Annotated in this window: 26 protein-coding genes; 7 read left to right on the forward strand and 19 right to left on the reverse strand. The window is 67.2% G+C overall.

The genetic code is table 11. The features are described from left to right. Window positions 1–103: 103 nt before the first annotated feature. The 4 genes from B9N97_RS22665 to mrdA all read left to right on the forward strand — a co-directional run bounded on the left by B9N97_RS22665 (window position 104) and on the right by mrdA (window position 4584). Window positions 104–1144: a rod shape-determining protein gene (locus B9N97_RS22665; protein ID WP_012974729.1), complete on the forward strand. Its 1041-nt coding sequence runs from the start codon at window positions 104–106 to the stop codon at window positions 1142–1144. A 95-nt stretch (window positions 1145–1239) separates the two neighbouring features. Then, window positions 1240–2109, forward strand: coding sequence for a rod shape-determining protein MreC (gene mreC, locus B9N97_RS22670; protein ID WP_085089966.1), 870 nt, complete (start codon window positions 1240–1242; stop codon window positions 2107–2109). Window positions 2110–2163: 54 nt separating this feature from the next. Continuing rightward, on the forward strand, window positions 2164–2676 hold the full coding sequence (mreD, locus tag B9N97_RS22675) for a rod shape-determining protein MreD (RefSeq protein ID WP_085089967.1): 513 nt from the start codon (window positions 2164–2166) through the stop codon (window positions 2674–2676). Between the two features lie 18 nt (window positions 2677–2694). Continuing rightward, on the forward strand, window positions 2695–4584 hold the full coding sequence (mrdA, locus tag B9N97_RS22680; RefSeq protein ID WP_085089968.1) for a penicillin-binding protein 2: 1890 nt from the start codon (window positions 2695–2697) through the stop codon (window positions 4582–4584). Between the two features lie 16 nt (window positions 4585–4600). Here the strand turns inward: mrdA and B9N97_RS22685 are convergent, their stop codons facing one another. Beyond that, window positions 4601–5521: a DMT family transporter gene (locus B9N97_RS22685; RefSeq protein ID WP_085090716.1), complete on the reverse strand. Its 921-nt coding sequence runs from the start codon at window positions 5519–5521 to the stop codon at window positions 4601–4603. A gap of 124 nt (window positions 5522–5645) precedes the next feature. Here B9N97_RS22685 and B9N97_RS22690 point away from each other — a divergent pair, with 124 nt between their 5' ends. Next, window positions 5646–6392, forward strand: a complete 747-nt coding sequence (locus B9N97_RS22690; RefSeq protein ID WP_244560845.1) for an ArsR/SmtB family transcription factor — start codon at window positions 5646–5648, stop codon at window positions 6390–6392. Between the two features lie 56 nt (window positions 6393–6448). Here the strand turns inward: B9N97_RS22690 and ilvC are convergent, their stop codons facing one another. The 5 genes from ilvC to miaA form a co-directional block, all read right to left on the reverse strand. After that, complete coding sequence (gene ilvC / locus B9N97_RS22695; RefSeq protein ID WP_014248441.1) at window positions 6449–7468, reverse strand: ketol-acid reductoisomerase; 1020 nt, start codon at window positions 7466–7468, stop codon at window positions 6449–6451. 187 nt (window positions 7469–7655) lie between these two features. Next, complete coding sequence (gene ilvN / locus B9N97_RS22700) at window positions 7656–8162, reverse strand: acetolactate synthase small subunit (RefSeq protein WP_085089969.1); 507 nt, start codon at window positions 8160–8162, stop codon at window positions 7656–7658. A gap of 35 nt (window positions 8163–8197) precedes the next feature. Continuing rightward, window positions 8198–9961, reverse strand: a complete 1764-nt coding sequence (locus tag B9N97_RS22705) for an acetolactate synthase 3 large subunit (RefSeq protein WP_085089970.1) — start codon at window positions 9959–9961, stop codon at window positions 8198–8200. A 338-nt stretch (window positions 9962–10299) separates the two neighbouring features. Further along, a complete protein-coding gene (locus B9N97_RS22710; RefSeq protein ID WP_085089971.1) occupies window positions 10300–11511 on the reverse strand; it encodes an aminotransferase-like domain-containing protein in 1212 nt (403 codons plus the stop codon). Between the two features lie 17 nt (window positions 11512–11528). Then, window positions 11529–12521: a tRNA (adenosine(37)-N6)-dimethylallyltransferase MiaA gene (gene miaA / locus B9N97_RS22715; protein ID WP_085089972.1), complete on the reverse strand. Its 993-nt coding sequence runs from the start codon at window positions 12519–12521 to the stop codon at window positions 11529–11531. A 146-nt stretch (window positions 12522–12667) separates the two neighbouring features. Here miaA and serB point away from each other — a divergent pair, with 146 nt between their 5' ends. Beyond that, window positions 12668–13561 carry a phosphoserine phosphatase SerB gene (gene serB / locus B9N97_RS22720; protein ID WP_085089973.1) on the forward strand — a complete coding sequence of 298 codons (894 nt, stop codon included), beginning with the start codon at window positions 12668–12670 and terminating at the stop codon, window positions 13559–13561. 18 nt (window positions 13562–13579) lie between these two features. Here serB and B9N97_RS22725 read toward each other — a convergent pair whose 3' ends face one another. The 13 genes from B9N97_RS22725 to B9N97_RS35965 all read right to left on the reverse strand — a co-directional run bounded on the left by B9N97_RS22725 (window position 13580) and on the right by B9N97_RS35965 (window position 23769). Next, the gene (locus B9N97_RS22725; RefSeq protein WP_085089974.1) at window positions 13580–13990 is read right to left on the reverse strand and encodes a bacteriohemerythrin; all 411 of its coding nucleotides are present in this window, start codon (window positions 13988–13990) and stop codon (window positions 13580–13582) included. 187 nt (window positions 13991–14177) lie between these two features. Continuing rightward, window positions 14178–14963 carry an enoyl-ACP reductase FabI gene (gene fabI, locus B9N97_RS22730; RefSeq protein WP_085089975.1) on the reverse strand — a complete coding sequence of 262 codons (786 nt, stop codon included), beginning with the start codon at window positions 14961–14963 and terminating at the stop codon, window positions 14178–14180. A gap of 320 nt (window positions 14964–15283) precedes the next feature. Continuing rightward, window positions 15284–15724 (reverse strand): YgaP family membrane protein, encoded by a 441-nt coding sequence (locus B9N97_RS22735; RefSeq protein ID WP_085089976.1) that lies wholly within the window; start codon window positions 15722–15724, stop codon window positions 15284–15286. Between the two features lie 60 nt (window positions 15725–15784). Next, a complete protein-coding gene (locus B9N97_RS22740) occupies window positions 15785–16693 on the reverse strand; it encodes a PRC-barrel domain-containing protein (RefSeq protein ID WP_085089977.1) in 909 nt (302 codons plus the stop codon). Window positions 16694–16791: 98 nt separating this feature from the next. Beyond that, window positions 16792–17436: an urease accessory protein UreG gene (gene ureG, locus B9N97_RS22745; RefSeq protein ID WP_085089978.1), complete on the reverse strand. Its 645-nt coding sequence runs from the start codon at window positions 17434–17436 to the stop codon at window positions 16792–16794. Next, on the reverse strand, window positions 17433–18149 hold the full coding sequence (locus tag B9N97_RS22750) for an urease accessory protein UreF (RefSeq protein WP_244560846.1): 717 nt from the start codon (window positions 18147–18149) through the stop codon (window positions 17433–17435). Before B9N97_RS22750 ends, ureG begins: the two co-directional genes overlap by 4 nt. Next, window positions 18133–18615, reverse strand: coding sequence for an urease accessory protein UreE (locus B9N97_RS22755; RefSeq protein ID WP_085089980.1), 483 nt, complete (start codon window positions 18613–18615; stop codon window positions 18133–18135). The genes B9N97_RS22750 and B9N97_RS22755 overlap by 17 nt, the downstream gene beginning before the upstream one ends. Beyond that, window positions 18615–19475 carry a glutamate racemase gene (gene murI, locus B9N97_RS22760; protein WP_348520091.1) on the reverse strand — a complete coding sequence of 287 codons (861 nt, stop codon included), beginning with the start codon at window positions 19473–19475 and terminating at the stop codon, window positions 18615–18617. The genes B9N97_RS22755 and murI overlap by 1 nt, the downstream gene beginning before the upstream one ends. 159 nt (window positions 19476–19634) lie before the next feature. Further along, entirely contained in the window at window positions 19635–21344 is a 1710-nt protein-coding gene (gene ureC, locus B9N97_RS22765) for an urease subunit alpha (RefSeq protein ID WP_085089982.1), read from the reverse strand. A gap of 27 nt (window positions 21345–21371) precedes the next feature. After that, window positions 21372–21677, reverse strand: coding sequence for an urease subunit beta (locus tag B9N97_RS22770; RefSeq protein ID WP_085089983.1), 306 nt, complete (start codon window positions 21675–21677; stop codon window positions 21372–21374). A 13-nt stretch (window positions 21678–21690) separates the two neighbouring features. Continuing rightward, window positions 21691–21993 carry an urease subunit gamma gene (locus B9N97_RS22775; protein ID WP_085089984.1) on the reverse strand — a complete coding sequence of 101 codons (303 nt, stop codon included), beginning with the start codon at window positions 21991–21993 and terminating at the stop codon, window positions 21691–21693. A 124-nt stretch (window positions 21994–22117) separates the two neighbouring features. Next, window positions 22118–22996 carry an urease accessory protein UreD gene (locus B9N97_RS22780; RefSeq protein WP_244560925.1) on the reverse strand — a complete coding sequence of 293 codons (879 nt, stop codon included), beginning with the start codon at window positions 22994–22996 and terminating at the stop codon, window positions 22118–22120. 119 nt (window positions 22997–23115) lie between these two features. Continuing rightward, window positions 23116–23769: a LuxR C-terminal-related transcriptional regulator gene (locus tag B9N97_RS35965; RefSeq protein ID WP_244560847.1), complete on the reverse strand. Its 654-nt coding sequence runs from the start codon at window positions 23767–23769 to the stop codon at window positions 23116–23118. Window positions 23770–24226: 457 nt separating this feature from the next. Between B9N97_RS35965 and B9N97_RS22790 the strand changes: the two genes are divergently transcribed. Continuing rightward, window positions 24227–24895: a LuxR C-terminal-related transcriptional regulator gene (locus B9N97_RS22790; protein ID WP_085089987.1), complete on the forward strand. Its 669-nt coding sequence runs from the start codon at window positions 24227–24229 to the stop codon at window positions 24893–24895. The last annotated feature ends 2 nt before the right edge of the window (window positions 24896–24897 follow it).

A 24897-nucleotide genomic window follows, 5' to 3' on the forward strand; every position in this document is an offset into this window, starting at 1 on the left:
CTTGAGCGTGCGGGCGCATTCGACTATGGAACCGTTGGCGGGCATGCTATGCCAGTCCGCCGGCTCGGCCGTCTCAACCGCTTTGATAGAGTTCGTCAGCTCCATGCTCTCCAAACTGCTCGGCGTTCTGTCCGCCGACATGGCGATCGATCTGGGGACGGCCAACACCCTGGTCTATGTCAAGGGCCGCGGCATCGTCCTGAACGAACCGTCCGTCGTCGCCATCGCCAACGTGCGCGGCAAAAAGCAGGTTCTCGCCGTCGGTGACGAGGCGAAGATGATGCTTGGCCGCACGCCCGGAAACATCCAGGCCATCCGGCCGCTTCGCGACGGCGTCATCGCCGATTTCGAAGTCGCGGAGGAAATGATCAAGCATTTCATCCGCAAGGTTCACAACCGCCGCAGCTTCGCCAGCCCGCAGGTCATCATCTGCGTGCCGTCGGGCTCGACCGCGGTGGAACGCCGGGCGATCCAGGAATCGGCGGAGGCCGCCGGCGCCCGCCGCGTCTTCCTGATCGAGGAGCCGATGGCCGCCGCGATCGGCGCCGGGCTTCCGGTGACGGAACCGACGGGCTCGATGGTCGTCGACATCGGCGGCGGCACCACCGAGGTGGCCGTGCTGTCGCTGGGCGGCATCGTCTATTCCCGCTCGGTCCGCGTCGGCGGCGACAAGATGGACGAGGCCATCATCGGCTACATCCGTCGCAGCCACAATCTGTTGGTCGGCGAAGGCTCCGCCGAGCGGATCAAGAAGGAAATCGGCTCCGCCTGTCCGCCCGAGGACGGTGAAGGCCGCATCCTGGAGATCAAGGGCCGCGACCTGATGAACGGCGTGCCCAAGGAGTTGATCATCTCCGAGCGCCAGATCGCCGAGTCGCTGGCCGAGCCCGTCTCCGCCATCGTCGAGGCGGTGAAGGTGGCGCTGGAGCACACCGCTCCGGAGCTGGCCGCCGACATCGTCGACAAGGGCATCGTCCTGACCGGCGGCGGCGCCCTGCTGGGCAACCTGGACTTCGTTCTGCGCCACGCCACCGGCCTGCCGGTGTCGATCGCCGACGATCCCCTCTCCTGCGTGGCGCTCGGCACCGGCCGCGCGCTGGAGGAGATGAAGACGCTGCGAAACGTCTTGGTCAGCGCCTACTGATTGGTGTATCCCTGGTTGGAAGGCCTCCGGTCCCGCACCCCTCTTCGGGTTGCTGAGGACCGGAGACGGACCGCGTATCTGGACGGGAATTTCCTGTGAAGCCACGCTCATCCGGCTCCGTCATCCGCCTTGCCGCCCCTTTGCGGGCTCTCGCGCAGCGCTTCTCCTTCCTTCTGCTGGTTCTGGCCTCCGTCGCACTGATGATGGTGGGCAAGATCGAGTCCGTTTCGGTGGACAGCGCCCGCGCACGCGTGACCGATGCCTTCGCCCCCATCCTGGACGCCATCTCCCGCCCCGCCGCGACGGCGGCGCGCGTGGTCGAATCCGCGGTGGAGCTTGAGAACGCCTTCGACGAGAACCAGCGGCTGAAGGCCGAGAACGCCCGGCTTCTGCAATGGAAGCAGGCGGCCCTGCGGCTGGAGGCGGAGAACAACAGCCTGCGCAGCCTGCTGCGCGTCCGCCCCGAGCCGGCCGTCAACTACATCGCCGCCCGCGTCATCGCCACGCCCGGCAGTTCCTTCGTCCGCACGCTGGTGGTCACCGCCGGCCGGCGCGACGGGGTGCGCAAGGGACAGGCGGCGCTGGCCGGGGCCGGTCTGGTCGGCCGGGTGATCGAGGTCGGCGAATGGTCGTCCCGCGTCCTGCTGCTGACCGACATCAACGCCCGCATTCCTGTGATCCTGTCGAACACGCGCCAGCGCTCGATCCTGGCCGGCGACAATTCCGATCAGGCCAAGCTTCTGTACCTGCCGCCCGACTCGCCGATCCAGGTGGGAGAGCGTGTGGTGACCTCGGGGGACGGCGGTCTGTTCCCGCCCGGCCTGCCGGTCGGCGTGGTGACCGCGGTCAGCGAGCGTGGCATCCGCGTCCTGCCCAGCGCCGATCTGTCGCGCGTCGAATATCTGCGTCTGGTGGATTTCGGCCTGCCGAGCACCGATCTGGACCCGTCGCCGGACTCGAAGTGAGCTGGATGTGCAAGTGAGCCGGACGGACAGTCCACCGACCGGGGAATTGCCGATATGACGGCGACTTTCTGGCAGAAGGTGGACAAGACCGGGCGCAATCTGGCGCCCTTCGCCGTCACGGTGATGATGGTGCTGGTCGGCATGATCCCGGTGCCGGTGCCCGGCTATGCCCCGGTGGCGCCGAACCTGACGCTGGTTTCGGTCTATTACTGGACGATCCACAGGCCTGACCTGATGCGTCCGGGGGTGGCCTTTCTGATCGGCTTGCTGCAGGATTTCCTGGTCGGCGGGCCGCTGGGCGTGAACGCCCTGCTGCTGGTCGTCGCCCAATGGGCGGTGCTGAACCAGCGCCGGGTGTTCCTGGCCAGCACCTTCGCCCTGCTGTGGTTCGGCTTCACGCTGGTGATGGCGGGTGCCGTGCTGCTGCAATGGCTGGCCTTCTCGGTGCTGGACGCCGCGGCGCTGTCGATCCTGCCGGCGCTGTTCCAGGGCCTGCTGACGGTGGCTGTGTTTCCTGCGGTGGGTTGGCTGCTGATCCGCGTCCACCGCGCGTTCCTGAACGGGTAAAGGGCCCCGACGGATCTCATGAGTTCAATCGATCGCGACACCGACCGCTCCCGCCTGCTGGCGCGCCGCGCCCTGGTGCTGGGCGGCATCAAGCTGGCCGGCCTGTCCGCGCTGGTCGGTCGCCTCTATTACCTGCAGGTCGTCGAGTCGGCCCGCTACACCATGCTGGCGGAGGAGAACCGCATCAGCCTGCGGCTGATCGCGCCGTCGCGCGGCAACATCGTCGATCGTTTCGGCGTGCCGCTGGCGGTCAACGAGCAGAACTATCGCGTTGTCGTGGTGTCGGAGCGCACCCATAACATCCAGGAGACGCTCGACAAGATCTCCCGCATCGTGCCGCTGACCGACGGCGACCGCCGCCGCGTGCTGCGCGAGTTGCATCGCAAGCGCCGCTTCGTGCCCGTCACCGTGCGCGAGAACCTGACCTGGGAGCAGGTGGCGACGCTGGAGACCAACACCCCCGATCTGCCCGGCGTGGCGATCGAGGTGGGCGAACTGCGGCATTACCCGCAGGCGGACGCGACCGCCCATATCCTGGGCTATGTCGGCGCCGTGTCGGAAGCGGAGCTGAGCGGCAACAGCGATCCCGTGCTGTCCCTGCCCGGTTTCCGCATCGGCAAGGCCGGCATCGAGAAGTATCACGAGAAGGTGCTGCGCGGCACCGCCGGCACCAGCCAGTTGGAGGTCAACGCGGTCGGCCGCGTCATCCGCGAACTCTCCCGCGACGAGGGACAGTCGGGCCGGGAAATCCAGCTGACCATCGACATGTCGCTGCAGCGCTTCGTGCAGGAACGGCTGTCGCAGGAGGTCAGCGCCTCGGCAGTGGTGATGGACGTGCACACCGGCGGTATCTACGCCCTGTGCTCGCACCCCAGCTACGACCCCAACCAGTTCACCATGGGCATCAGCGCCGAGCTGTGGGAGGAGCTGCTGTCCAACCCGGCGACGCCGCTGAACAACAAGGCGGTGGTCGGCCAGTACCCGCCCGGCTCCACCTTCAAGATGATGGCGGCGCTGGCGGCGCTGGAATCGGGGGTGGTCAGCAACCGCCATACGGTGTTCTGCCCCGGCTACCTCGAGCTGGGCGACCACCGGTTCCACTGCTGGAAGCGCGGCGGGCACGGCACGGTCGATTTCGTCGGCGCGCTGCGCCATTCCTGTGACGTGTTCTTCTACGACGTGTCGCGCCGGATCGGCATCGACCGCATTGCCGAGATGTCCAACCGCTTCGGCCTGGGCCACCGCACCGACATCGACCTGCCGCACGAGCGCGCCGGGCTGATCCCCTCCATCGCCTGGAAGAAGGCGACGCTGGGCAAGGGCTGGGACATGGGCGAGACGCTGGTCGCCTCCATCGGCCAGGGCTATGTGCTGACAACGCCGCTGCAACTGGCGGTGATGGTCTGCCGGCTGGCCAATGGCGGCTATGCGGTCAAGCCGCACCTGACCAAGCAGATCAAGACCGTCAGCGGCGAACAGACCGCATGGCCCGGCATCGGCGTGAAGAAGGAGAATCTCGACATCGTGCTGCGCGGCATGACCGAGGTGGTGAACGCCCCCAACGGCACCGCCTACAAGTCGCGCATCACCGAGGTCGGCTACGAAATGGCCGGCAAGACCGGGTCCGCCCAGGTCCGCCGCATCACCATGGCCGAACGCAACACCGGCGTGAAGAAGAACGAAGACCTGCCCTGGCGCGAGCGCGACCACGCCCTGTTCGTCGCCTTCGCGCCGATCCAGGCGCCGCGCTATGCCTGCGCCGTCTTCGTCGAACATGGCGGCGGCGGGTCGACCGCGGCGGCGCCGATTGCCCGCGATATCCTGCTGGAAACCCAGAAGCGCGACCCGGGCCGCGCCGCCGTCGCCGAAACCCCGCCGCCGAGCGGAATACCGGAGCCGCGGGGCTGACATCGCTCCGCTGGGCTCACCCTCGCCGACGGGCCGGGATGCTCATCGCTGCGACGCCAATCACCACCGCGGCACAGCCGGCCAGCATGGTCGGCTCCAGCGCCTCGCCCAACAGAAGTGCGCCAATCCCGACCCCGATGGGCACCCGCAGATAGGCCTGCGCAGTGGTCGGCACCGATCCCAGGGTTTGAACCAGGCGGAAATAGAGAACGAATGCCAGCGCGGTCGAGAAGACCGATAGGGCGACAAGCGCGAGCAGCGAGTCCCAGGACGGCGCCAGGGTCCAAGGCCGGTCGACCGCCAGACTGACCGGCAACAGGACAGCCGCTCCGCACAGCAGCGCTCCCGCGGCCGGCATGACCGGGTCATATCCCTTGAACCCGCGGCCGAAGATGGCGGCTCCGGCATAGCAAAGCGTCGCGAGGACAATCGCGCCTTGAGCCAGCAGATCGCGGCCGATGCCATCCACCGCTCCCACCCCGATGATGAGAACCGTCCCACCGAGACCGGAGAGCACGCCGACCGCCTTCCGGATGCTCAAAGGCTCGTGCCGGGTGAACAGAAGGGTGATGAGAAACGCGAAAATCGGCGTGGTCGCGTTGAGGATGACGGCGGTTCCGGCATCGACCGTCTGTTCCGCCCAAGCGATCAGGGTGAAGGGAAGGACGCTGTTCAAACAGGCCTGAACCAGGAAGCGGCGCCAAAGCGCCGGATCGCGTGGCAGCGAAAGGCGGCGCCAGCGGATAACCACCAGAAGGATCGCTCCCGCGATCAGCGTCCTCCCTGCAATGAAGGTCAAAGGCGGGATCGTCTCCACACCGATGCGGATGAAGCTGTAGGACGCGCCCCATAGGGTGGCGAGGACCAGCAGCAAGGCAAGTTCGACACGCAGGTTCGGCTGCCAAGCCGGGGTATCGGAGACGGGAAGGATGGTCATGATGGCTCCGTCGGTCTGCAAGCCGGCCCACCATGCCAGCCCGGCACGTGGAAGACTGCCGCGAACGCTTCGGTCGTGGACGAAACGTCGGCGGCTGACGGGTCTGGCGAAGCGACCTAAACTGATGGACATGAACAGCCCGTCCTACCCCACCGCCTCCGCCAACGGCATCGCCACCATCGCCGCGCTGATCGGCGATCCGGCGCGTGCGAACATCCTCTCCGCCCTGATGGGCGGACAGGCGCTGACCGCCGGGGAATTGTCCTGGCATGCCGGCGTCGGTGCGCCCACCACCAGCGGCCACCTCGCGAAATTGAGCGAGGCTGGATTGCTGGCAGTGGAGCGCCAGGGCCGGCACCGCTATTACCGGCTGGCCTCCCCCGACATCGCCCAGGCGATGGAAAGCCTGATGGCGCTGGCAGCCGCCGGACCACACCGCCACCGGCCGCCCGGCCCGAAGGACGAGGCGCTGCGAACGGCCCGGACCTGTTACGACCACCTTGCGGGACGGCTTGGCACCGCGCTGGCGGGATCGCTGGACAACCGTGGCCTTGTGATCCTCGGTGACGGCGGCGCCCTGTTGACGACGGTCGGCCGGGAATTCCTGGTCGGCCTGGGTGTTGTCCTTCCGGACGGCAATGACAGGGGAGCGAATGGAAGCCGCCGGCCGCTGTGCCGGGTCTGCCTGGACTGGAGCGAGCGCCGCCATCATCTGGCCGGACGGCTGGGCGCGGCGCTTCTGACCTGTTCGCTCGAACGCGGCTGGATCGCCCGCATCCCCGACAGCCGCGCGGTCTCGATCACCGACGCTGGGACTCACGCTTTCACGACTTTTTTCGGCATCGCACCGGAGCACATGACCGCCAAATGAAAAGCGCGCCCCCGAAGGGACGCGCTTCTCAACAGGCCGATGCGGCTTTCGCCGGATCAGTTCTTCGACTTGTCGACCAGACGGCGCTCGGCGATCCACGGCATCATGGCGCGCAGCTTCTCGCCGACCTTCTCGATCTCGTGCTCGGCGTTGCGGCGGCGGATCGCCTTGAAGGACGGCTGGCCGGCCTTGCATTCCAGCATCCAGTCGCGGACGAAGCGGCCTTCCTGGATGTCGGTCAGGACGCGCTTCATCTCGGCCTTGGTCTCGGGCGTGATGATGCGCGGGCCGGTGCGGTAGTCGCCGTACTCGGCCGTGTTGGAGATCGAGTAGCGCATGTTGGCCATGCCGCCCTCGTACATCAGGTCGACGATCAGCTTCACTTCGTGCAGGCACTCGAAGTAGGCCATCTCGGGGGCATAGCCCGCCTCGACCAGCGTCTCGTAGCCGGCGCGGATCAGCTCGGTCAGGCCACCGCAGAGCACGGCCTGCTCACCAAACAGGTCGGTCTCGCACTCTTCCTTGAAGGTCGTCTCGATGATGCCGGCGCGGCCGCCGCCGTTGGCCGAGGCGTAGGACAGGGCGATGTCCAGCGCGTTGCCCGAGGCGTTCTGGTGCACGGCGACCAGCGACGGCACGCCGCCGCCACGCTGGTATTCGCTGCGCACGGTGTGGCCGGGGCCCTTCGGCGCGATCATGAACACGTCGAGATCGGCGCGCGGCTCGATCAGGTTGAAGTGGACGTTCAGGCCGTGCGCGAAGGCCAGGGCGGCGCCCTGCTTCATGTTCGGGGCCAGATCGTCACGGTACAGGTCGGCCTGCAGTTCGTCCGGAGTCAGAACCATCACGACATCGGCCCAGGCGGCGGCCTCGGCCGGGGTCATCACGGTGAAGCCGGCAGTCTCGGCCTTCTTGATGGTGGCCGAACCCGGGCGGAGCGCGATCCGCACGTCCTTCACGCCGCTGTCACGCAGGTTGTGGGCGTGGGCATGGCCCTGGCTGCCGTAGCCGACGATGACGACCTTCTTGCCCTTGATCAGGTTGACGTCGGCATCACGATCGTAATAGACGCGCATGGAGATGGTTCCTTGAATTCGCAACGAACGAAGACTGAGTGCGTTTCCTGCGGCGGATTACTCCATTGAGCAAAGCCAACCGTCAAGGGAAACAATTGCTCGACCGGGCGACGAAACGCAGAGCTTCCTTGCGTTTTTGCCGCCCCGATCTTGCGTAGAATACCAAAAGGCCTTTACCGGCGAGACCTTAGAACGCCGCCGGTCCCTTCGACATGGCGACCACGCCGGTGCGGCTGGCTTCCACGAGGCCGAGCTGGGTCATCAGACCGACGAAGTCGTCGACCTGCTCGGTGGTGCCGGTCAGCTCAAAGACGAAGCTGGTCAGGGTGGCGTCCACCACCTTGGCCTTGAAGATGTCGGCAAGGCGCAGCGCCTCGATCCGGCGGTCGCCGGTTCCGGCCACCTTGACCAGCGCCAGTTCGCGCTCCACCGACGGTCCCTCGTCGGTTAGATCATGGACGCGGTGGACCGGAACCAGCCGGCCGAGTTGCGCCTTGATCTGCTCGATGATCATCCGGGTGCCGGAGGTGACGAGCGTGATGCGCGACAGGTGGTCGGCATTGTTCACCTCGGCCACCGTCAGGCTTTCGATGTTGTAGCCGCGGCCGGAGAACAGCCCGATGACGCGGGCGAGGACGCCCGGCTCGTTGTCCACCAGCACGGCGATGGTGTGCTTTTCGATCGCGTTTTCCATGAGACCCGTCCCCCTGTTCGTTCGTCGTCAGCCGATCAGACCAGCACCATGCCGTCTTCCGGCGTGGCGTCGGACGGGCTGTCGTCCGGACCGAACAGGATCTCGTTGTGGGCCTTGCCGCCCGGAATCATCGGGAAGCAGTTTTCCTTCTGGTCGACGGCGATGTCGACGATGCAGGGGCGGTCGGTGACGGCCAGCATCTTCTCGATCACCTGATCGACCTCGGCCACCGTGGTGGCGCGCAGGCCGACGCAGCCCCAGGCCTCCGCCAGCTTCACGAAGTCCGGCAGGGCTTCGGAGTAGCTCTGGGAGTAGCGCGAGCCGTGCAGCAGTTCCTGCCACTGGCGCACCATGCCCATATACTGGTTGTTCAGGATGAAGATCTTGACCGGCGCGCGGTACTGCACGGCGGTGCCGATCTCCTGCATGTTCATCAGGAAGGACGCCTCGCCCGACACGTCCACCACGATGGCGTCGGGGTGGGCCAGCTGGGCACCGATGGCGGCCGGCAGGCCGTAGCCCATGGTGCCCAGGCCACCCGAGGTCATCCAGCGGTTCGGCTGGTCGAAGGGCAGGAACTGGGCGGCCCACATCTGGTGCTGGCCGACTTCGGTCGTGATGTAGTGGTCCTTGCCGCGCAGGGCCTCGCGCAGGCGCTCCAGCGCGTACTGCGGCTTGATGACCGATTCGGTGCGGTTGTAGTTCAGGCAATTGCGGGCGCGCCAGCCCTCGACCTTGCCCCACCACTCCTTCAGCGCGGCCTTGTCCGGCGACTTGGCGCGCGCCTTCCAGATGCGCAGCATGTCTTCCAGAACGGCGCCGCAGTCGCCGACGATCGGGATGTCGACCGCGACGTTCTTGTTGATCGAGCTGGGGTCGATGTCGACGTGGATCTTCTTGGAGCCCGGCGAGAAGGCCGACAGCTTGCCGGTCACGCGGTCGTCGAAGCGGGCGCCGATGTTGATCATGACGTCGCACTCGTACATGGCGAGGTTCGCCTCGTACGTGCCGTGCATGCCGACCATGCCCAGCCACTGGTTGTCGGACGCCGGGAAGGCGCCCAAGCCCATCAGGGTGGAGGTGATCGGGTAGCCGGTGGTCTTGACGAACTGGGTCAGCAGCTTGGCGGCGAAGGGGCCGGCATTGATGACGCCGCCGCCGGTGTAGAAGACCGGCCGCTTGGCATTGGCGATCAGTTCCACCGCCTCTTCGATGCGGGCGATCTCCGCCTTCACCTGCGGACGGTAGGTCTTGTGCTTGACCTCCGCCGGCGGGACGTAGCTGCCGTCGGCGAACTGCACGTCCTTCGGGATGTCGACCAGCACCGGGCCGGGACGGCCGCTGCGCGCGACATAGAAGGCCTCGTGCAGCGTGCGGGCCAAGCTGTCGACGTCCTTCACCAGATAGTTATGCTTGGTGCAGGGACGGGTGATGCCGGTGGTGTCGGCTTCCTGGAAGGCATCGTTGCCGATCAGGTGGGTGGGCACCTGGCCCGACAGGCAGACGATCGGAATGCTGTCGCACAGGGCGTCCAGCAGGCCGGTCACCGCGTTGGTGGCGCCGGGGCCGGAGGTCACCAGCACGCAGCCGACCTTGCCGGTCGAGCGCGCGTAGCCCTCCGCCGCGTGAACCGCGGCCTGCTCGTGGCGTACAAGGACATGTTTCAGGTCGTTCTGCTGGAACAGCGCGTCGTAGATGGGAAGTACGGCGCCGCCGGGATAGCCGAAGATGATGTCAACGCCCTGATCCTTCAGGGCTTTGATGACGATCTGGGCGCCGGTCAGCTTCTGTTCGGACATCGCTCACGACCTTCTCATGTGGGCGCCTCCTCTAGGGCGCCCGGTTCCTTGGGAACACCAACCCCGCCTGGAGGGGATACCGTTCATAACAACGGCTTAGCTCCGATGGCGTGTGCTGGGACGGGCAAATTAGTCAAATCATCCGTCATAGGTCAACCCAATTCGCGAATGTTTGCAAAGTTTTTTTGCCGCAGTTTTTCCAATTGTTGCGCGCCCATTGGAGGTGTCCACCCCGCTCCGCCCCCCTGCCCCGTCAGCGCTTGCCGCAAACGGAAACGGCGGCCGCACCGAAGCGCGGCCGCCGTTTCCGACAGGCGAAGGGCCGAAGAGGTGAGCCGTCAGGCGGCGGTCTTCAGCAACTCGCACAGCCGGCGGATGCCCTCGCGGATCTGGGCCGGCTTGGTGACGGAGAAGGCCAGACGCAGTGTGTTCTTGCCCGACCGGTCGGCATGGAAGGCCGAGCCCGGAACGAAGGCCACATTCGATTCCTTGATGGCGCGGGCCAGCAGTTCGGTGCCGTCGACGCCCTCCGGCGCCTCGATCCAGACGAACAGGCCGCCTTCCGGCTTGGTCCAGGTGACGCCCGGCGGGGCGAATTCGTCCAGCGCCGCCAGCATGGCGTCGCGACGCTCCTTGTACTGGGTGCGCAGCAGCTTGATGTGGCTGTCGAAGATCTGCGAGACGACGTCGTGCATCACGATCTGGTTGATCGTGCTGGCATGCAGGTCGGCGGCCTGCTTCATCAGCACCAGCCGGTTCACCACCTCCGGCGCCGCATTGACCCAGCCCACGCGCATCGCTGGGACCATCGTCTTGGAGAAGGTGCCGCCGAAGATCACGTTGGTCAGCTTGCCGCCGTTGCGCTCGCAATCCAGCGCCGCCAGAAGCGGCAGATGCTCGCCGTCATAGCGCAGCTCACAATAGGCGGTGTCCTCGATCACCGGCACGCCAGCCGCCTCGCAGGCGTCCAGGATGGCGTGGCGACGGGCCAGCGTCACCGTGGTACCGTTGGGGTTCTGGAAATCGGGGACGAGGTAAAAGAACTTCGGCTTCTGGGCCAGCGCCTCGGTCAGCGCCGTCATCTCCGGCCCTTCCTCGTCCATCGGGATGGAGAGGTAGGTCGGCTCGTAGGGCGAAAAGGCCTGCAGCGCGCCGAGATAGGTCGGGCGGGTGACGACGATCTTGTCGCCGGGACCGATCAGCAGCTTGCCGACGAACTCCAGCACCTGCTGCGAGCCGTTGGTGATGAGAACGCCGTCCAGGCCGATGTTGACGCCCTTGCCGCCCATGTAATCGCAGATCCATTCCCGCAGCGGCGTATAGCCCTCGGTGATGGAATATTGCAGGGCAGTGCCGGCACCGGCGTTGGACTGGAAGATCTTCTCGTAGGACCGCGCGATGGCGGAGCTGGGGAACAGGTCCGGGTCGGGAATGCCGCCGGCGAAGGAGATGATCTCCGGACGGTCGATCAGCTTCAGCAGTTCCCGGATTTCGGACGCCGTCATGCCGCCCACGCGGCCCGCGAACACATGACCCCAATCAACCGACACGGTGCTTCTCCTTCGGATCAGTAATTTAGTATCGTTCTCAGGCGGCCGAGCATTGCATTTCGTACCGCAGGCGAACAAGGCAGATCGATGGTATGGCAGCTATGCTGTCCTGTATCACTTACCAGCATATCGGAGAATTTGCCAACAATCTGATGCCGAAACCAAGTGACCTGCCGTTTGGCATAGCGGCGGGTCGATTGCTGGGCCAGTGCAATGGCCTCGTCGAGCAGACTCTCGCCATACAGGACGCGGCGCAGCTCCGGCACACCCAAGGCCTTCAGCACCGGCAGGTCAGGGGCGAGCGCCCGCTCTTCAGCCAGTGCGTCCAACCGCCGCACCTCCTCCAGCGCGCCCTGTTCCATCATCAGATGGAAGCGCTTGTCGCATTGGGCGTAGAGGTCGGCCCGCGGCGGGTCGAGCACCAGGATGGTGAAGCGCAGATCCTCCGGCGCACCCTGGGCCGTTTGGCTCTGCCAGTGGGACAGCGGATGGCCGGTGGCCTCCAGCACCTCCCACGCGCGGGTCAGGCGGGTGGTATCGCCGGGGTTCAGCTTGGCCGACGCCGGGTCGCGGGCGACCAGTTCGGCACGGAAGGCCTCACCGCCGAGGGCCGCCAGCCGGGCATGGGCGGCGGCGCGCACCTCGTCCGGAATGGGCGGGACCTCGCTCAGACCCTGCATCAGGGCGCGCAGGTAAAGACCGGTGCCGCCGACCACCAACGGCAGCCGGCCGTCGGCCTTCGCGGCGGCGATCTCCGCCAGAGCCATGTCGCGCCAGCGCGCCGCCGACCCGCGTTCCGTAGCAGGCAGCACGCCATACAGGCGATGGGGCGCCCGTGCCAGATCCTCCGCCGGCGGCCGGGCGGTCAGCACGTCCAGGTCGGCGTAGAGCTGCATGCTGTCGGCGTTGATGACGGTGCCGTCGAACGCCTCGGCAATCGCCAGCGCCAGCCCCGACTTGCCCGAAGCGGTCGGGCCGCCGATGACGATGACATCGGTGAACGTGTTCATCGCCCTTCCATGGGGCCGCGACGCTCCCTTTGCAACACCCATCCGCATGCCCCAGCCGCATGCCGACGCCGAAGCTTCGTTGGACCGGACCCGTCGCCTGTGGTAGGCAGCGCGCAAAGGCCCTCTTTTGCTCGGGACACCCGCCGATGAACGCCGTCGCCACGCTGATCGCCCCCCGCACCGCCACGCTCGACGAGGCCGCCGTCCAGACCGCCAAGGCGGCGCTGGTGGGCCTGGGCGCCGATGCCGGCGTGCCGGACTGGCTGGCTCCCGGCACCGCCTGCGACCTGCCCTTCGGCAATCTGGCGCCCGAGCAGGCGGAGGCGGCGATCCGCCATGCCCTGACCGGTGCCGCGCTGGACATCGTCGCCCAGACGGCGGCGACCCGGCGCAAGCGGCTGCTGGTCGCCGACATGGAATCGACGATCATCGAGCAGGAGATGCTGGACGAACTGGGCGACTATGTCGGGCTGAAGGACCACATCGCCGACATAACCGCCCGCGCAATGAACGGCGAGATCGACTTCAAGGACGCGGTTCGCGAGCGGGTCGCCCTGCTGAAGGGGCTGAAGGAGTCGGTGATCGACGAGGTGTGGCAGCGTGCCACCCTGATGCCGGGCGCCGCCCAACTGGTCGGCACCATGCGCGCCAACGGCGCCGCCTGCGTCCTGGTGTCGGGCGGCTTCCGCTGCTTCACCGGCCGGGTGCGCAGCTGGATCGGCTTCGACGACGACCGCGGCAACGAGCTGGAGGTGATCGACGGCGTGATGACCGGCAAGGTGATCGAGCCGATCCTGGACAAGGACAGCAAGCTGCAGGCGCTGATGGCCTATGCTGGCGAGCACCGCGTGCCGATGGCGGAGACCATGGCCGTCGGCGACGGCGCCAACGATCTGCCGATGCTGCTGGCCGCCGGCTTGGGAGTCGCCTTCCACGCCAAGGCGGTGGTCGCCGCCGAAGCCCGCGCCCGCGTCGACCATGGCGACCTGACCGCCCTGCTCTACGCCCAGGGCTACCGGGCGGCGGAGTTCGTGGGGTAAGGCCTCGCCTTTGCCCGTTTAGGCCCACACGCCGCGAACATACGGCGTCAGCTGGGTGTCCGTCAGGATGATGTGGCGGACCAGCCAGTCGGCGGTGAATTTATAGAGCTTCTCGGCGTTCTCGTGGGTCGGTTCGCCGGAGAACTGGTTCGACAGCTCGCTGACCTTCTGGACGGCGGCGCGGTGCATGGCGACATGCTCGTCGAATTTCGGGTAATGCACGATCTGCATGATCCGCTCTTCGCGGGCGAAATGCTCCTTGGTGTATTCCAGCAGCTTGATCAGGATCTTGGCGACGCGAACCGGCTGGAACCGCGGGGCGGCCAGCGCGGCGTCGAGTTCGTTCAGATACTCGATCAGGTGTTTGTGATCGTCGTCGATGGCCGGCTGCCCGACGCTCAACTGCCGTCGCCATGTGATGGCGCCCATGACCTTGCGGCCTCCCCCCTTAACCGGCACCCCGTTGGGGAGGATTATGAATGGTGTTACCACCGCACCCAAACAGCCGCCGACGTCACACGGCAATTTGACGCACCCGTATGAAGCGAGCCGGAACGGAACGGGGCGGATGCGTCGCCGCACCCGCCCCCTTTCCGCAACCGTGATTCTGTCGACGTCAGCCGACGATCGAGTAGCCGCAATCGACATAGGTGGTGTCGCCGGTGATGCCCTTGGCGCCGTCGGTGGCGAGGAAGGCGGTGGTGTAGCCGACCTCTTCGATCGTCACCAGACGGCCTTCCGGCGCACGCTCGGCGGCCTTGTTCATCAGCTCGTCGAAATGGGCGATGCCGGAGGCGGCGCGGGTCTTGATCGGGCCGGGCGAGATGGCGTGGACGCGGATGCCCTTCGGACCCAGCTCGGCCGCCAGATAGCGCACGCTGGCCTCCAGCGCCGCCTTGACGGGGCCCATGACGCCGTAATTGTCGATGACGCGGTTGGCGCCGAAATAGGACATGGTGAACAGCGACCCGCCGTCCTTCATCAGCGGCTCCGCATACTTGGCCATTCGGATGAAGGAGTGGCAGGAGACGTCCATCGCCTGCTGGAAGCCCTCGCGCGAGCAGTCGACGACGCGGCCGTGCAGGTCCTCCTTCGGCGCGAAGGCGATGCTGTGCAGCGCGAAGTCGAGCTTGCCCCACTTCTCGCCGATCTTGTCGAACATGGCCTTCAGCTGGCCTTCGCCGGTGACGTCCACCGGTTCGAAGATCTCGGCCTCCAGCTGCTGGGCCAGCGGCTCGACGAACTTCTTGGCCTTGTCGTTCAGATAGCTGACCGCAAGGTCGGCACCCATGGCGCGGAAGGCGCGGGCACAGCCCCAGGCGATCGACTGGTCGTTGGCAATGCCAAGGACGAGCCCCTTCTTGCCTTCGAGCGTGGCGGCGGCGGGAATGATCGTGGTCATGCGGACTGTCCTGCGGTCGATGGGACGGGAGGAGCGGCCGCAATCCCGGCCGCCTGTCGCCGGGTGAGATCACGCGGCGTTCCTTGTGCAGTGCACCATAATCCAATCGCCGCAGGTCCGCAACGTGCAATGGGAGCGATCCGCACATGCACCTCAATCATTGCGCAGCATTGTTCGGAGAGCGGTTAGTAAAAGCAGAATTGGCGTCGTTTCAGTCTTTCATTGATCCATATCAAGACGGCCTGCCGGCGGCGGACCGGCAGGCCGTTTCTTGATGACATTTCTGTTATGGCGACACGTCGCTTGTGCCATTTGCCTCCTTACCGGGCAACACCCGGCGTGAAGGACGGCGGATCGCTGGCCGGGAAGGATTCCTGCGAGGCCTCGTCGACGATCTCCTCCTCACAGGCCTCCTCATAGATGTCGCCGGGATGACGGGAGTAGCGATTGACGCCCTGGTCCACGTCCTGCGACGGAATGGCCGCCCGGTCGTTGTGCCTCCAGTCGGACAGCATCGCCTTGCCGGGGCAATAGCCGGTCAGGCCGCGCGCCACGAGGGCGCCGCCGGCCAGCGCCATGGCGGCGCCGGTCCAGTTGGGCCGGCGCAGGCCAAGGACCGCCAACGCCACGCCGCCGGCCAGCGAGGCCAGCCGCTCGGTATGGCCGCAATTGATGCTGTAGCCGCCGCCCGGGCCTTGGATGCGGTCGTTGAGGCCGCGCAGGTTGCGCTGGGCCGTTTCGGTGATGGAAGAGAGTTCCATGTCGGTCCTCCTGAATGCGGGTCCCGGTCGGGGATCGTCCGCCATCGGATGGTTATCGCGTCACTGTTGGGAAACCGGCGGCTGGGGGGTGCCGTTCCCGGAAGGTGCCTGCGACGCGGACTCCGGCGGCGCCTGCGACGCACCGCCCTGCCCGCTTCCCCCGCCGGTCTGCTGGCCGCTGGAGCCGGCGGCGCCGCGGGCCTGCTGCAGTTCGCGGTTCAGGCGCGCCACCTCCTGCGACAGGCGCTGCACCTCCTGGCGCATCGGCCCGGCCGAAGCATCGCCGCCAGCCGAGCCGGCGATTGCGGCCAGTGTCGCCGAATCGCGCATCCAGTAGGGCGACACGCCGTAATAGGTGTGGATCGCCATCGCCCACTGGCGGTCGTTCATGTTCGGGCGGTTCTTCTCGTCGAAGCGCGGGGCGTTGGTCAGCTTGTCCTTCGGCACGTTCAGGACATAGCCGTCGCCGGACGGGGTGAACAGCGCCCAAGGCACGGGAAAGTCGCTGTCGCCAATGCCGAGGAAGCCGCCCAGTTCGACCACCGCATAGGCGACCCGCCCACTGGCGGGATCGATGATCAGTTCGGACACGCTGCCGAGATCCTTGCCGTCCGGACTGCGCAGCTTGGCGTCCTCAAGCTCGTCGGCGGCGACCGCGCGCGGGTGGGCGATGGAGTCCTGCAGGGCAGCCGCCTCGCCCAGGATGGCCTGACAGGCGGGGGCGTTGCCCTTCTGTGCCGCGGCCTGCGCCGCCTGCTGCAGGGCGCGGAGTTGCGCGGTTTCCTGCTGGGTCACCGGAGCGGGGGTGCCGGGGCCGGCAGCCTCGAGAGCCGCCGCCTGCTGTCCCAGCCGGTCGAGCCCCGCTGCGCAGTCGTCGGCCGCCAACGCGGGCGCGGCAATGGACAGGGGTCCCAGCGCGGCCAGCAGCAGGGCCGTGCCCATGGTCCTACTGGGGGTCGGGCGCATCATCGGGGCATCCTCCGGCTTGAATCGTCTCATGCCGTATGAACAGCATGGCCAAGCCGGAGGTTCCCGAGCGCGAATCTTCTTCCAGTTGTGAAGAAGGGTCAGCCCGGCAGCGGCAAGCCGCCGCGCTGGACGATGAAGGACTGGATCGCATCCAACCCTTCGCCCGCCTTGACGTTGGTGAAGACGAAGGGGCGGTCGCCGCGCATCTTGCGGGCGTCGCGGTCCATCACCTCCAGGCTGGCGCCGACCATCGGGGCGAGGTCGGTCTTGTTGATGACCAGCAGGTCCGACCGGGTGATGCCCGGCCCGCCCTTGCGCGGGATCTTGTCGCCGGCCGACACGTCGATGACGTAGATGGTGATGTCCGCCAATTCCGGCGAGAAAGTGGCCGCGAGGTTGTCGCCGCCCGATTCGATGAAGATCAGGTCGAGGTCGGGGAACTTCGCGTTCATCTGATCGACGGCGGCGAGGTTGATCGAGGCATCCTCGCGGATCGCGGTGTGCGGGCAGCCGCCGGTCTCCACACCCATGATCCGTTCCGGCTTCAGGGCGCCGGAGCGGGTGAGGAACTCCGCATCCTCCTTGGTGTAGATGTCGTTGGTGATCGCCGCGACCTCCCAATCGTCGCGCATTCGCTTGCACAGCGCGTCGGTCAACGCGGTCTTGCCGGAGCCGACGGGACCGCCGATGCCGACGCGAAGCGGACCGGCGTGGCTCTTTTCGATAGCGGGGAGAGCGCTCATGAGCGGAACAGCCTCGTATATTGGGTTTCGTGGATCATCGAGGTCCAGTCGACGGCCATCGCCCGGCCGCCGAGATCGTCGAGCGGGGCCGTCAGCGCCGCCTCCGCCGCCCGGTGGGTGATGGGGTCGAGCGCGGCCAGCGCCCGCTGCCCGTCGGTCTGGCCCAGCGGCACCAGCCGGACGCCGGCCGACACCAGATTGGCGGCGAAAGCGTGCAGATAGGCGGTCAGCGCCGGCCCCTCCGCCACACCGATCAGCGCCGACACCAGCGCCACCGCCACCGCATAGGCGACGGGCCGGCCGGTTCCGGCGATTACCGCATCCCAGCGCGGCAGGTCATCGAGCGGCCATGCGGCGCGGATCGCCAGCAGGAAGGCCTGCCCCTGCGCCCGCGATTCGAGCGCCGTCTCGGCAGTGGCCCGCAGGATGTCGGCCCGCTCCACCGCCCAGGCGAAGCCGGCCTCGTCACCGGCCAGCACGGCGCGGTGGGCGGCGGCGAACAGCATGCCGTCGGTCCGCCCGGCGCCATGGCGCAGGATGCCGTCGAGCCAGACGATCATCGTCGCCCGATCCCGCACCAGCCCTTGCTCCACCGCCGCCTCGATCCCATGGCTGTAGGAAAAGCCGCCGACGGGAAAGCTGGGCGACAGCCACGCCAACAGGCGCGTCAGGGCGTGGGTGGAGACGCTATCCACCTCAGTGCGAATGCCCATGCCCGCCGCCATGCGAATGCCCACCATAGGCGCCGCCTTCCGGCATGAAGGGCGCCGTCACGTCGCGCACTTCGGCCCCCAGCCCGCGCAGCATGTCCTCGATCACATGGTCGCGGCGCAGGCGGATGGTGTCGCCGACGATCTGCACCGGCAGGTGGCGGTTGCCCAGATGCCAGGCGACCCGCGCGAAGGCCTCCACCGGGCCGGGCACGCGGACCTCCATCAGGTCCTCCGCGGCGGCGACCACGCGCAGAAAGCTGCCGTCGCCCAGTTCCAGCCCGTCGCCATCGTCCAGCGCCACCGCCCGCGGCAGGTCGAGCAGGAAGGCGCCGCCGGCATCGTCGGTCATCGCCATGCGGCGGCGAAAGCGGTCGTCGAACGCCAGCGTCACGGTGCCGGAGGCGCGCTCTGCCGGCCAATGGCCGCGGGCATGGACTCGGGTGGCGCGGCGGGTGGGATCGGTCATCAGCTAAGCCGTTCGAAGGGGGTCGGGTGACCGAAGAATCGGCCGGCCAGTTCGCTGACCAGCGCCGCGTCCCCGGTGGTGAAAAAGCGCAGGCCCTTTTCGGATGGATCGGGGCGGTATTCGGGGTGGCGGTCGAGATACTGCTCCAGCGAGCGGGCGGTCAGGGTCGGCTGGCACAGCACCTCCACCCCCGGCGGCAGGGCGCGGGCGAACAGGTGACGGACCAGCGGGTAATGGGTGCATCCCAAAACCACCGTGTCCAGCGGCTGGCTCCCCATCTTGTCCAGCAGGACGCGGACATAGCCGGCCACCGCCGGTTCGATCTCGTCATCCGAGGCCCCGCGCTCGATCAGCGGCACGAGGTCGGGGCAGGCCTGCTGCACGACGCGGACGGAGGGGGCGCGCTTGCCGATCTCGCGCGGGAAGGAGCCGGAGTTGACCGTCGCCGCCGTGGCGAAGATGCCGACGCTGCGCGGTTCGGCGAGATGGTCGGGCGGGACCGTGTCGATCATCCACGATACGCGTGTGATCGCCTCCACCATCGGCACCAGCACGCCCAGGACATTGCGGCCGGGATGGGCGGACGGCAGCCATTCCTGCTGCAGCCGGCGCAGCGCCACCGCGGCTGCGGTGTTGCAGGCGATGACGACCAACCGGCAGCCCTGCTCGAACAGCCGGTCCATCCCGGCGATGGTCAGCCGGTAGATGTCGTCCTCGCTGCGCGGGCCGTAGGGAGCGGCGGCATGGTCGCCGAGATAGACGAAGGGCCGGTCGGGTGCCGCATCCACCAGGGCGCGCAACACCGTCAATCCGCCATGTCCTGAGTCGAATACACCGATCAACTGTTTGAGCCTTCGCAACCATTACCCTCTCCCGCCCCGGGAGAGGGAGGGACCCGCCGAAGGCGGGAGGGTGATGGGGGATCCGGACATGGATTCTGATCCTTGCCTTACCCCTCACCCTTCCCAAGCTTCGCTTGGGCCCCTTCCCTCTCCCGGGACGGGAGAGGGAGCGTACCATCAGAACAGGAAATACCGCTGCGCCATCGGCAGGACGTCGGCCGGTTCGCAGGTCAGCAGTTGACCGTCCGCCCGCACCTCGTAGGTTTCCGGGTCCACCTCGATATGCGGGGTGGCGTCGTTGTGGATCATATCCTTCTTGCCGACGGTGCGGGTGCCATGGACGGCGATCAGCTCGCGGTGCAGGCCAAGCTGGCGGCCGACCTCCAGCTCCATCGCCTTGGCGCTGACGAAGGTGACGCTGCTGGCCTGCATCGCCCGGCCGAAGGCGCCGAACATCGGACGGTAATGCACCGGCTGCGGCGTCGGGATCGAGGCGTTGGGGTCGCCCATCAGCGCCGCGGCGATGGTGCCGCACTTGATCACCATGTCCGGCTTCACGCCGAAGAAAGCCGGCGACCACACCACCAGATCGGCCAGCTTGCCGACCTCGACCGAGCCGACGACATGGCCGATGCCATGCGACAGCGCCGGATTGATGGTGTATTTCGCGATGTAGCGCTTGACCCGGAAATTGTCGTTGTCGCCGGTCTCCTGCGGAAGCCGGCCGCGCTGGAGCTTCATTTTGTGGGCTGTCTGCCAGGTGCGGATGATCACCTCGCCCAGCCGGCCCATCGCCTGGCTGTCCGACGAGATCATGGAGAAGACGCCCAGGTCGTGCAGGATGTCCTCCGCCGCGATGGTCTCGCGCCGGATGCGGCTTTCGGCGAAGGCGACGTCCTCCGGAATGCGCGGGCTGAGGTGGTGGCACACCATCAGCATGTCCAGATGCTCGTCCACCGTGTTGATGGTGAAGGGCCGCGTCGGGTTGGTCGAGCTGGGCAGCACGTTGCCGAGGCTGGCCACCCGGATGATGTCCGGCGCATGGCCGCCGCCCGCCCCTTCGGTGTGGAAGGTGTGGATGGTGCGGCCCTTGAACGCCGCGATGGTGTCCTCGACGAAGCCCGATTCATTCAGCGTGTCGGTGTGGATCGCCACCTGGACGTCGAGCTGGTCGGCGACCGTCAGGCAGGTGTCGATGGCGTCGGGCGTGGTGCCCCAATCCTCGTGCAGTTTCAGGCCGCAGGCGCCGGCGGCGATCTGCTCCAGCAGCGCGTCAGGACGGCTGGCGTTGCCCTTGCCGAAAAAGCCGAGGTTGATCGGCAGCCCTTCGGCGGCCTGGAGCATCCGCTCCATATGCCAGGGACCGGGGGTGCAGGTGGTGGCGGAGGTGCCGGCGGCGGGACCGGTGCCGCCGCCCAGCATGGTGGTGACGCCGCTGTTCAGCGCCTCGTCCACCTGCTGTGGGCAGATGAAATGGATGTGGGCGTCGATGCCGCCGGCGGTGACGATCTTGCCCTCGCCCGCGATCACCTCGGTCCCCGGACCGATGATGACGTCGACGCCCGGCTGGATGTCGGGGTTGCCGGCCTTGCCGATGGCGGCGATGCGCCCGCCGGTGATGCCGATGTCGGCCTTTACGATGCCCCAGTGGTCGATGATGAGGGCGTTGGTGATGACGGTGTCGACGGCTCCCTGGTGACGCGAGCGCTGCGACTGCCCCATGCCGTCGCGGATCACCTTGCCGCCGCCGAACTTCACCTCCTCGCCATAGACGGTGTGGTCGCGTTCGACCTCCACAATCAGGTCGGTATCGGCCAGCCGGACGCGGTCGCCGGTGGTCGGGCCGTAGAGGGCCGCATATTCGGCCCGGTCGATGCGGTGCGCCATTGTCGTTCGCCCTTCCCTGTCGGCCCGTCAGAGGGCGCCGTTGACCTTGCGGTTGAAGCCGATCACCACCCGGTCGCCGCCATAGGCGACCAGTGACACGCGCCGGGTCTGGCCGGGCTCGAAACGCACCGCCGTTCCGGCCGGAATGTCGAGCCGGAAGCCTCTAGCCTTCTCGCGGTCGAAGGTCAGCGCGCTGTTGGTCTCGTAGAAGTGGAAGTGCGAGCCGACCTGGATCGGGCGGTCGCCGGCATTGGCGACGTCGAGTTCGACGGTATCGCGGCCGTCGTTCAACACGATCTCGCCGGCCGCCGGGAAGATTTCACCGGGTTTCATCGGGCAGTCCCCCTCAACGGATCGGCTGGTGGACGGTGACGAGCTTGGTGCCGTCGGGGAAGGTCGCCTCGACCTGGATGTCGTGGATCATGTCGGCCACGCCGTCCATCACCTGATCGCGGGTCAGCACGGTGGCCCCGTCGCGCATCAGTTCGGCCACCGTGCGGCCGTCGCGCGCGCCTTCCACCACATAGTCGGTGATGAGGGCGACCGCCTCCGGATGGTTCAGCTTGACCCCGCGTTCCAGCCGCCGCCGCGCCACCATCGCCGCCATCGCAACGAGCAGCTTGTCCTTCTCGCGCCCTGTCAGGTTCATCGGGGGATTGCCCTTTCGCCGCCCTGTTCGTTGCCGGCGATTATGCCACGCTGAGGCGGCACGCCAAGTGCGTCGTATGACGTAGAGGGTTGAAACAATTGATGCCAAAGCCTGGACTTGGCTTTTACACCTCCCAAAGCCGCGGCAGGCGGGTGGGCAGGCCGGCGGCCTCGGCGCGCAAACCCGACCACAGCATCGCATAGGCCCGGCGCACCGCACGGGCATCGCCGCCGAGAATGCGGACGATCAGCAACCCGTCCAGCGCGGTGGCGCCGATGCGGGCGCCTTCCGACGATTGGGCCAGCGGTTCGGCCAAGGCACGGACGGCATCGAGATGGCGTGGGGCGTCGGGAGCGGCGTGCAGCAGGGTGGCGCAGGCGGCGGCTCCACCGAAGCCGGCGGGGTGGGCCAGCGCCTCGGCGATGTCGTCGTCCAGATGCAGGGCGTCGGCCCAGATCAGCCGGCCATCGCGCGCGACCTCCCAGGCGTCGCGGATCAGGCCGCGGGTGACCGTCTCGCCGAAGGCGGCGCGGCCGAAGACCAGCATCTCGCCGGCGATGACGCGGCCATTGCCCGACAGGTCGATCCGGGTCAGCCGGCGCAGGCGGGAGCCTTCGAAGACGATCGCCTCCTGCGGCATCCATTCCAGCCACGCGCCGTCCTCCACCGACAAAGCGGTGTCGATGCGGCAGTCGGCGCCGGTGGAGCGATAGACCTTCTCGGCCGCCTGGGTGGTGACCAGCGCCCTGGCGCCCGACCCAACCGACAGCGCGATGTCCATGCGGTCGCCGCCGACCATCCCGCCGGACGTGGTGGCGAGCACCGCGATAGGCAGGTCATCGCGGCGCGGCGTCGGCATCAGCACCCGCAGCGGGTCGTGATGGTAGAGGGTCGCCAGCCTGGTCTCGCCATGGCGATGTTCGAACCGGACGGTCGCGGCGCCATGGACGGCGACCTTCTTTTCCTCGGGAGCCGTCACTTCCGGCCTGTCGGCCACCGCCACCTGAACCAAGCGCCCGCTCCCCAACTGCCAACTGGATGATGCGGGCGCCAGTCTGCCGGAAGCGGGGCCGTTCAGGCAATGCGGACGAACACTCCGCTCCGCTCAGCCTTCGCCCCCGCTCAGCCTTCGCCGTTGAAGCAGCCGTTGCGGGCGGCGACCACCGCGACCTGGGTGCGGTTGCGCACGCCGAGCTTCTGCATGATGGCGCGCACATGCACCTTCACCGTGCCTTCCAGCACGCCCAGACCGCGGGCGATCTCCTTGTTGGAATGCCCGGCCAGCAGCAGCTCGAAGACGTCGCGCTGGCGGTCGGTCAGGCGGTCGAGGATGTCGTCGTTGCCGCGCGGCCCCTCCGCCAGCGCCCCGTTCAGCACCGCGCGCGGCAGCGGCAGGAAGATGTCGCCGCTGAGCGCCAGCGAGATGGCATGCTCCAGCACCTCCGGCGGACTGGTCTTCAACACATAGCCGCGGGCGCCCATGCGGACGCTGTCGACAATGTCGGCAACTTCGTCGGAATTGGTGAGGATCAGGACCGGCACGTCGCCCAGCGTGTCTTTCAGCCGGCGCAGCCCGGCGATGGCGCCGCCGCCGGCATCCTCGTCGTCCACGCGCGGCGGACCGGGATCGTACAGGACCAGGGCCAGCTCGGGGGTCTGGCGGCCGATGTTCAGCGCTTCATCCAACGACCCGGCCTCCAGCACGCGCGTCCCAGGGCAGATTTCGCCGATGGACAGAGCGAAGCCATGGCGCACCATCGGCTGCTCGTCGACCACCAGAAAAATCCGCGTGGGATTGCCCGCGCTACGCGAACCACCGCGCGCTTGAAGCTCGAACTCCATCGTGTCCCCTTATTCTCAGCGGACCGCTCCTCAGTAGGGCCAAGAACACCAAAAAGCCCCAACGGAAAAGCGGTTCATTCGCGCCGCTCTTTGGCGCAGCTACCCCTAAATATCGAATGAACGGACCTGCGTTCAATTCCCTGCCAAATCTGATCTATTGCCTGTGACTTTCCTGTTCTCACCTTGCGCCGTTGGTTAATGAACCGTATAAATCATCCCGGCATGAAGCGTAAAGCCCGCTGTTCCGAACAATATTGTTCTAATTTTCTATGTTCGGAGTCTGCGTGGGCCGGATCGACCGGTCCGGTCCTTGGCCTGATCCTTCAGGCGCGGACAAAAAGGGGGGATCGCCGCCGCCCGGCAATAAGGGTGGCTCAGCGGAGGATGATCAATGACGACATGGAATGTGATGCTGGTCGACCATGACCGGCTGTTTTCGGCGGCCTTGGCAACGTTGATCGGCGGCGGCCCCTTCCGGGTCAGCGCCCACGCGGCCAGCGCCGACGACGCGCTCGACCTCATTGCCGACGGCGAGGAGCCCGACCTGATCGTGCTGGCGCTCCAGGACGGCATGCCTGAGGAGATCGCCGGCATCCGGCGCCTGCGCGACGGCACGTCGGCGCGGATCGCGGTGCTGGCCGACACCATCGCCGACCGCAGCCTGTCCCAGTCGCTGAAGGCCGGCGCCGACGCCTATCTGAACAAGAGCATGTCGAGCGAGAGCCTGCTGCGCTCGCTGCGGCTGGTGATGCTGGGCGAGGTGGTCTATCCGACCCATGTCGCCGGCCTGCTGATGGCCGCCGCCAACGAGCGCCCGCAGCACAGCCCGACCCCGATCGCCATGCCGCCCAGCGGCGACCTGTCGAAGCGCGAGGTGCAGATCCTGCGCTGCCTGCTGGCCGGCCAGTCGAACAAGGCCATCGCCCGCAACCTGCACATCACGGAATCGACCGTGAAGATGCATTTCAAGAACGTGATGCGGAAGATCAACGCGCAGAACCGCACGCAGGCGGCGGTGTGGGCGATCCAGAACGGGCTTTCGCCGTTGGTGTCGGCGTAGGC

The organism is Azospirillum oryzae (assembly GCF_900177515.1).
In the GTDB taxonomy this organism is placed as follows: Bacteria; Pseudomonadota; Alphaproteobacteria; order Azospirillales; family Azospirillaceae; genus Azospirillum; species Azospirillum oryzae_A.

Coding starts and splice junctions, on each gene's coding strand:
- B9N97_RS22690 (WP_244560845.1), top strand. CDS start 5,646: ATGGACATGAACAGCCCGTCCTACCCCACCGCCTCCGCCAACGGCATC.
- miaA (WP_085089972.1), bottom strand. CDS start 12,521: ATGAACACGTTCACCGATGTCATCGTCATCGGCGGCCCGACCGCTTCG.
- mreD (WP_085089967.1), top strand. CDS start 2,164: ATGACGGCGACTTTCTGGCAGAAGGTGGACAAGACCGGGCGCAATCTG.
- ureG (WP_085089978.1), bottom strand. CDS start 17,436: ATGAGCGCTCTCCCCGCTATCGAAAAGAGCCACGCCGGTCCGCTTCGC.
- B9N97_RS22770 (WP_085089983.1), bottom strand. CDS start 21,677: ATGAAACCCGGTGAAATCTTCCCGGCGGCCGGCGAGATCGTGTTGAAC.
- mrdA (WP_085089968.1), top strand. CDS start 2,695: ATGAGTTCAATCGATCGCGACACCGACCGCTCCCGCCTGCTGGCGCGC.
- serB (WP_085089973.1), top strand. CDS start 12,668: ATGAACGCCGTCGCCACGCTGATCGCCCCCCGCACCGCCACGCTCGAC.
- B9N97_RS22685 (WP_085090716.1), bottom strand. CDS start 5,521: ATGACCATCCTTCCCGTCTCCGATACCCCGGCTTGGCAGCCGAACCTG.
- B9N97_RS22725 (WP_085089974.1), bottom strand. CDS start 13,990: ATGGGCGCCATCACATGGCGACGGCAGTTGAGCGTCGGGCAGCCGGCC.
- B9N97_RS22740 (WP_085089977.1), bottom strand. CDS start 16,693: ATGATGCGCCCGACCCCCAGTAGGACCATGGGCACGGCCCTGCTGCTG.
- fabI (WP_085089975.1), bottom strand. CDS start 14,963: ATGACCACGATCATTCCCGCCGCCGCCACGCTCGAAGGCAAGAAGGGG.
- B9N97_RS22735 (WP_085089976.1), bottom strand. CDS start 15,724: ATGGAACTCTCTTCCATCACCGAAACGGCCCAGCGCAACCTGCGCGGC.
- B9N97_RS22775 (WP_085089984.1), bottom strand. CDS start 21,993: ATGAACCTGACAGGGCGCGAGAAGGACAAGCTGCTCGTTGCGATGGCG.
- B9N97_RS22755 (WP_085089980.1), bottom strand. CDS start 18,615: ATGACCGATCCCACCCGCCGCGCCACCCGAGTCCATGCCCGCGGCCAT.
- B9N97_RS22790 (WP_085089987.1), top strand. CDS start 24,227: ATGACGACATGGAATGTGATGCTGGTCGACCATGACCGGCTGTTTTCG.
- ureC (WP_085089982.1), bottom strand. CDS start 21,344: ATGGCGCACCGCATCGACCGGGCCGAATATGCGGCCCTCTACGGCCCG.
- B9N97_RS22665 (WP_012974729.1), top strand. CDS start 104: ATGCTCTCCAAACTGCTCGGCGTTCTGTCCGCCGACATGGCGATCGAT.
- ilvN (WP_085089969.1), bottom strand. CDS start 8,162: ATGGAAAACGCGATCGAAAAGCACACCATCGCCGTGCTGGTGGACAAC.
- ilvC (WP_014248441.1), bottom strand. CDS start 7,468: ATGCGCGTCTATTACGATCGTGATGCCGACGTCAACCTGATCAAGGGC.
- B9N97_RS22750 (WP_244560846.1), bottom strand. CDS start 18,149: ATGGGCATTCGCACTGAGGTGGATAGCGTCTCCACCCACGCCCTGACG.
- B9N97_RS22705 (WP_085089970.1), bottom strand. CDS start 9,961: ATGTCCGAACAGAAGCTGACCGGCGCCCAGATCGTCATCAAAGCCCTG.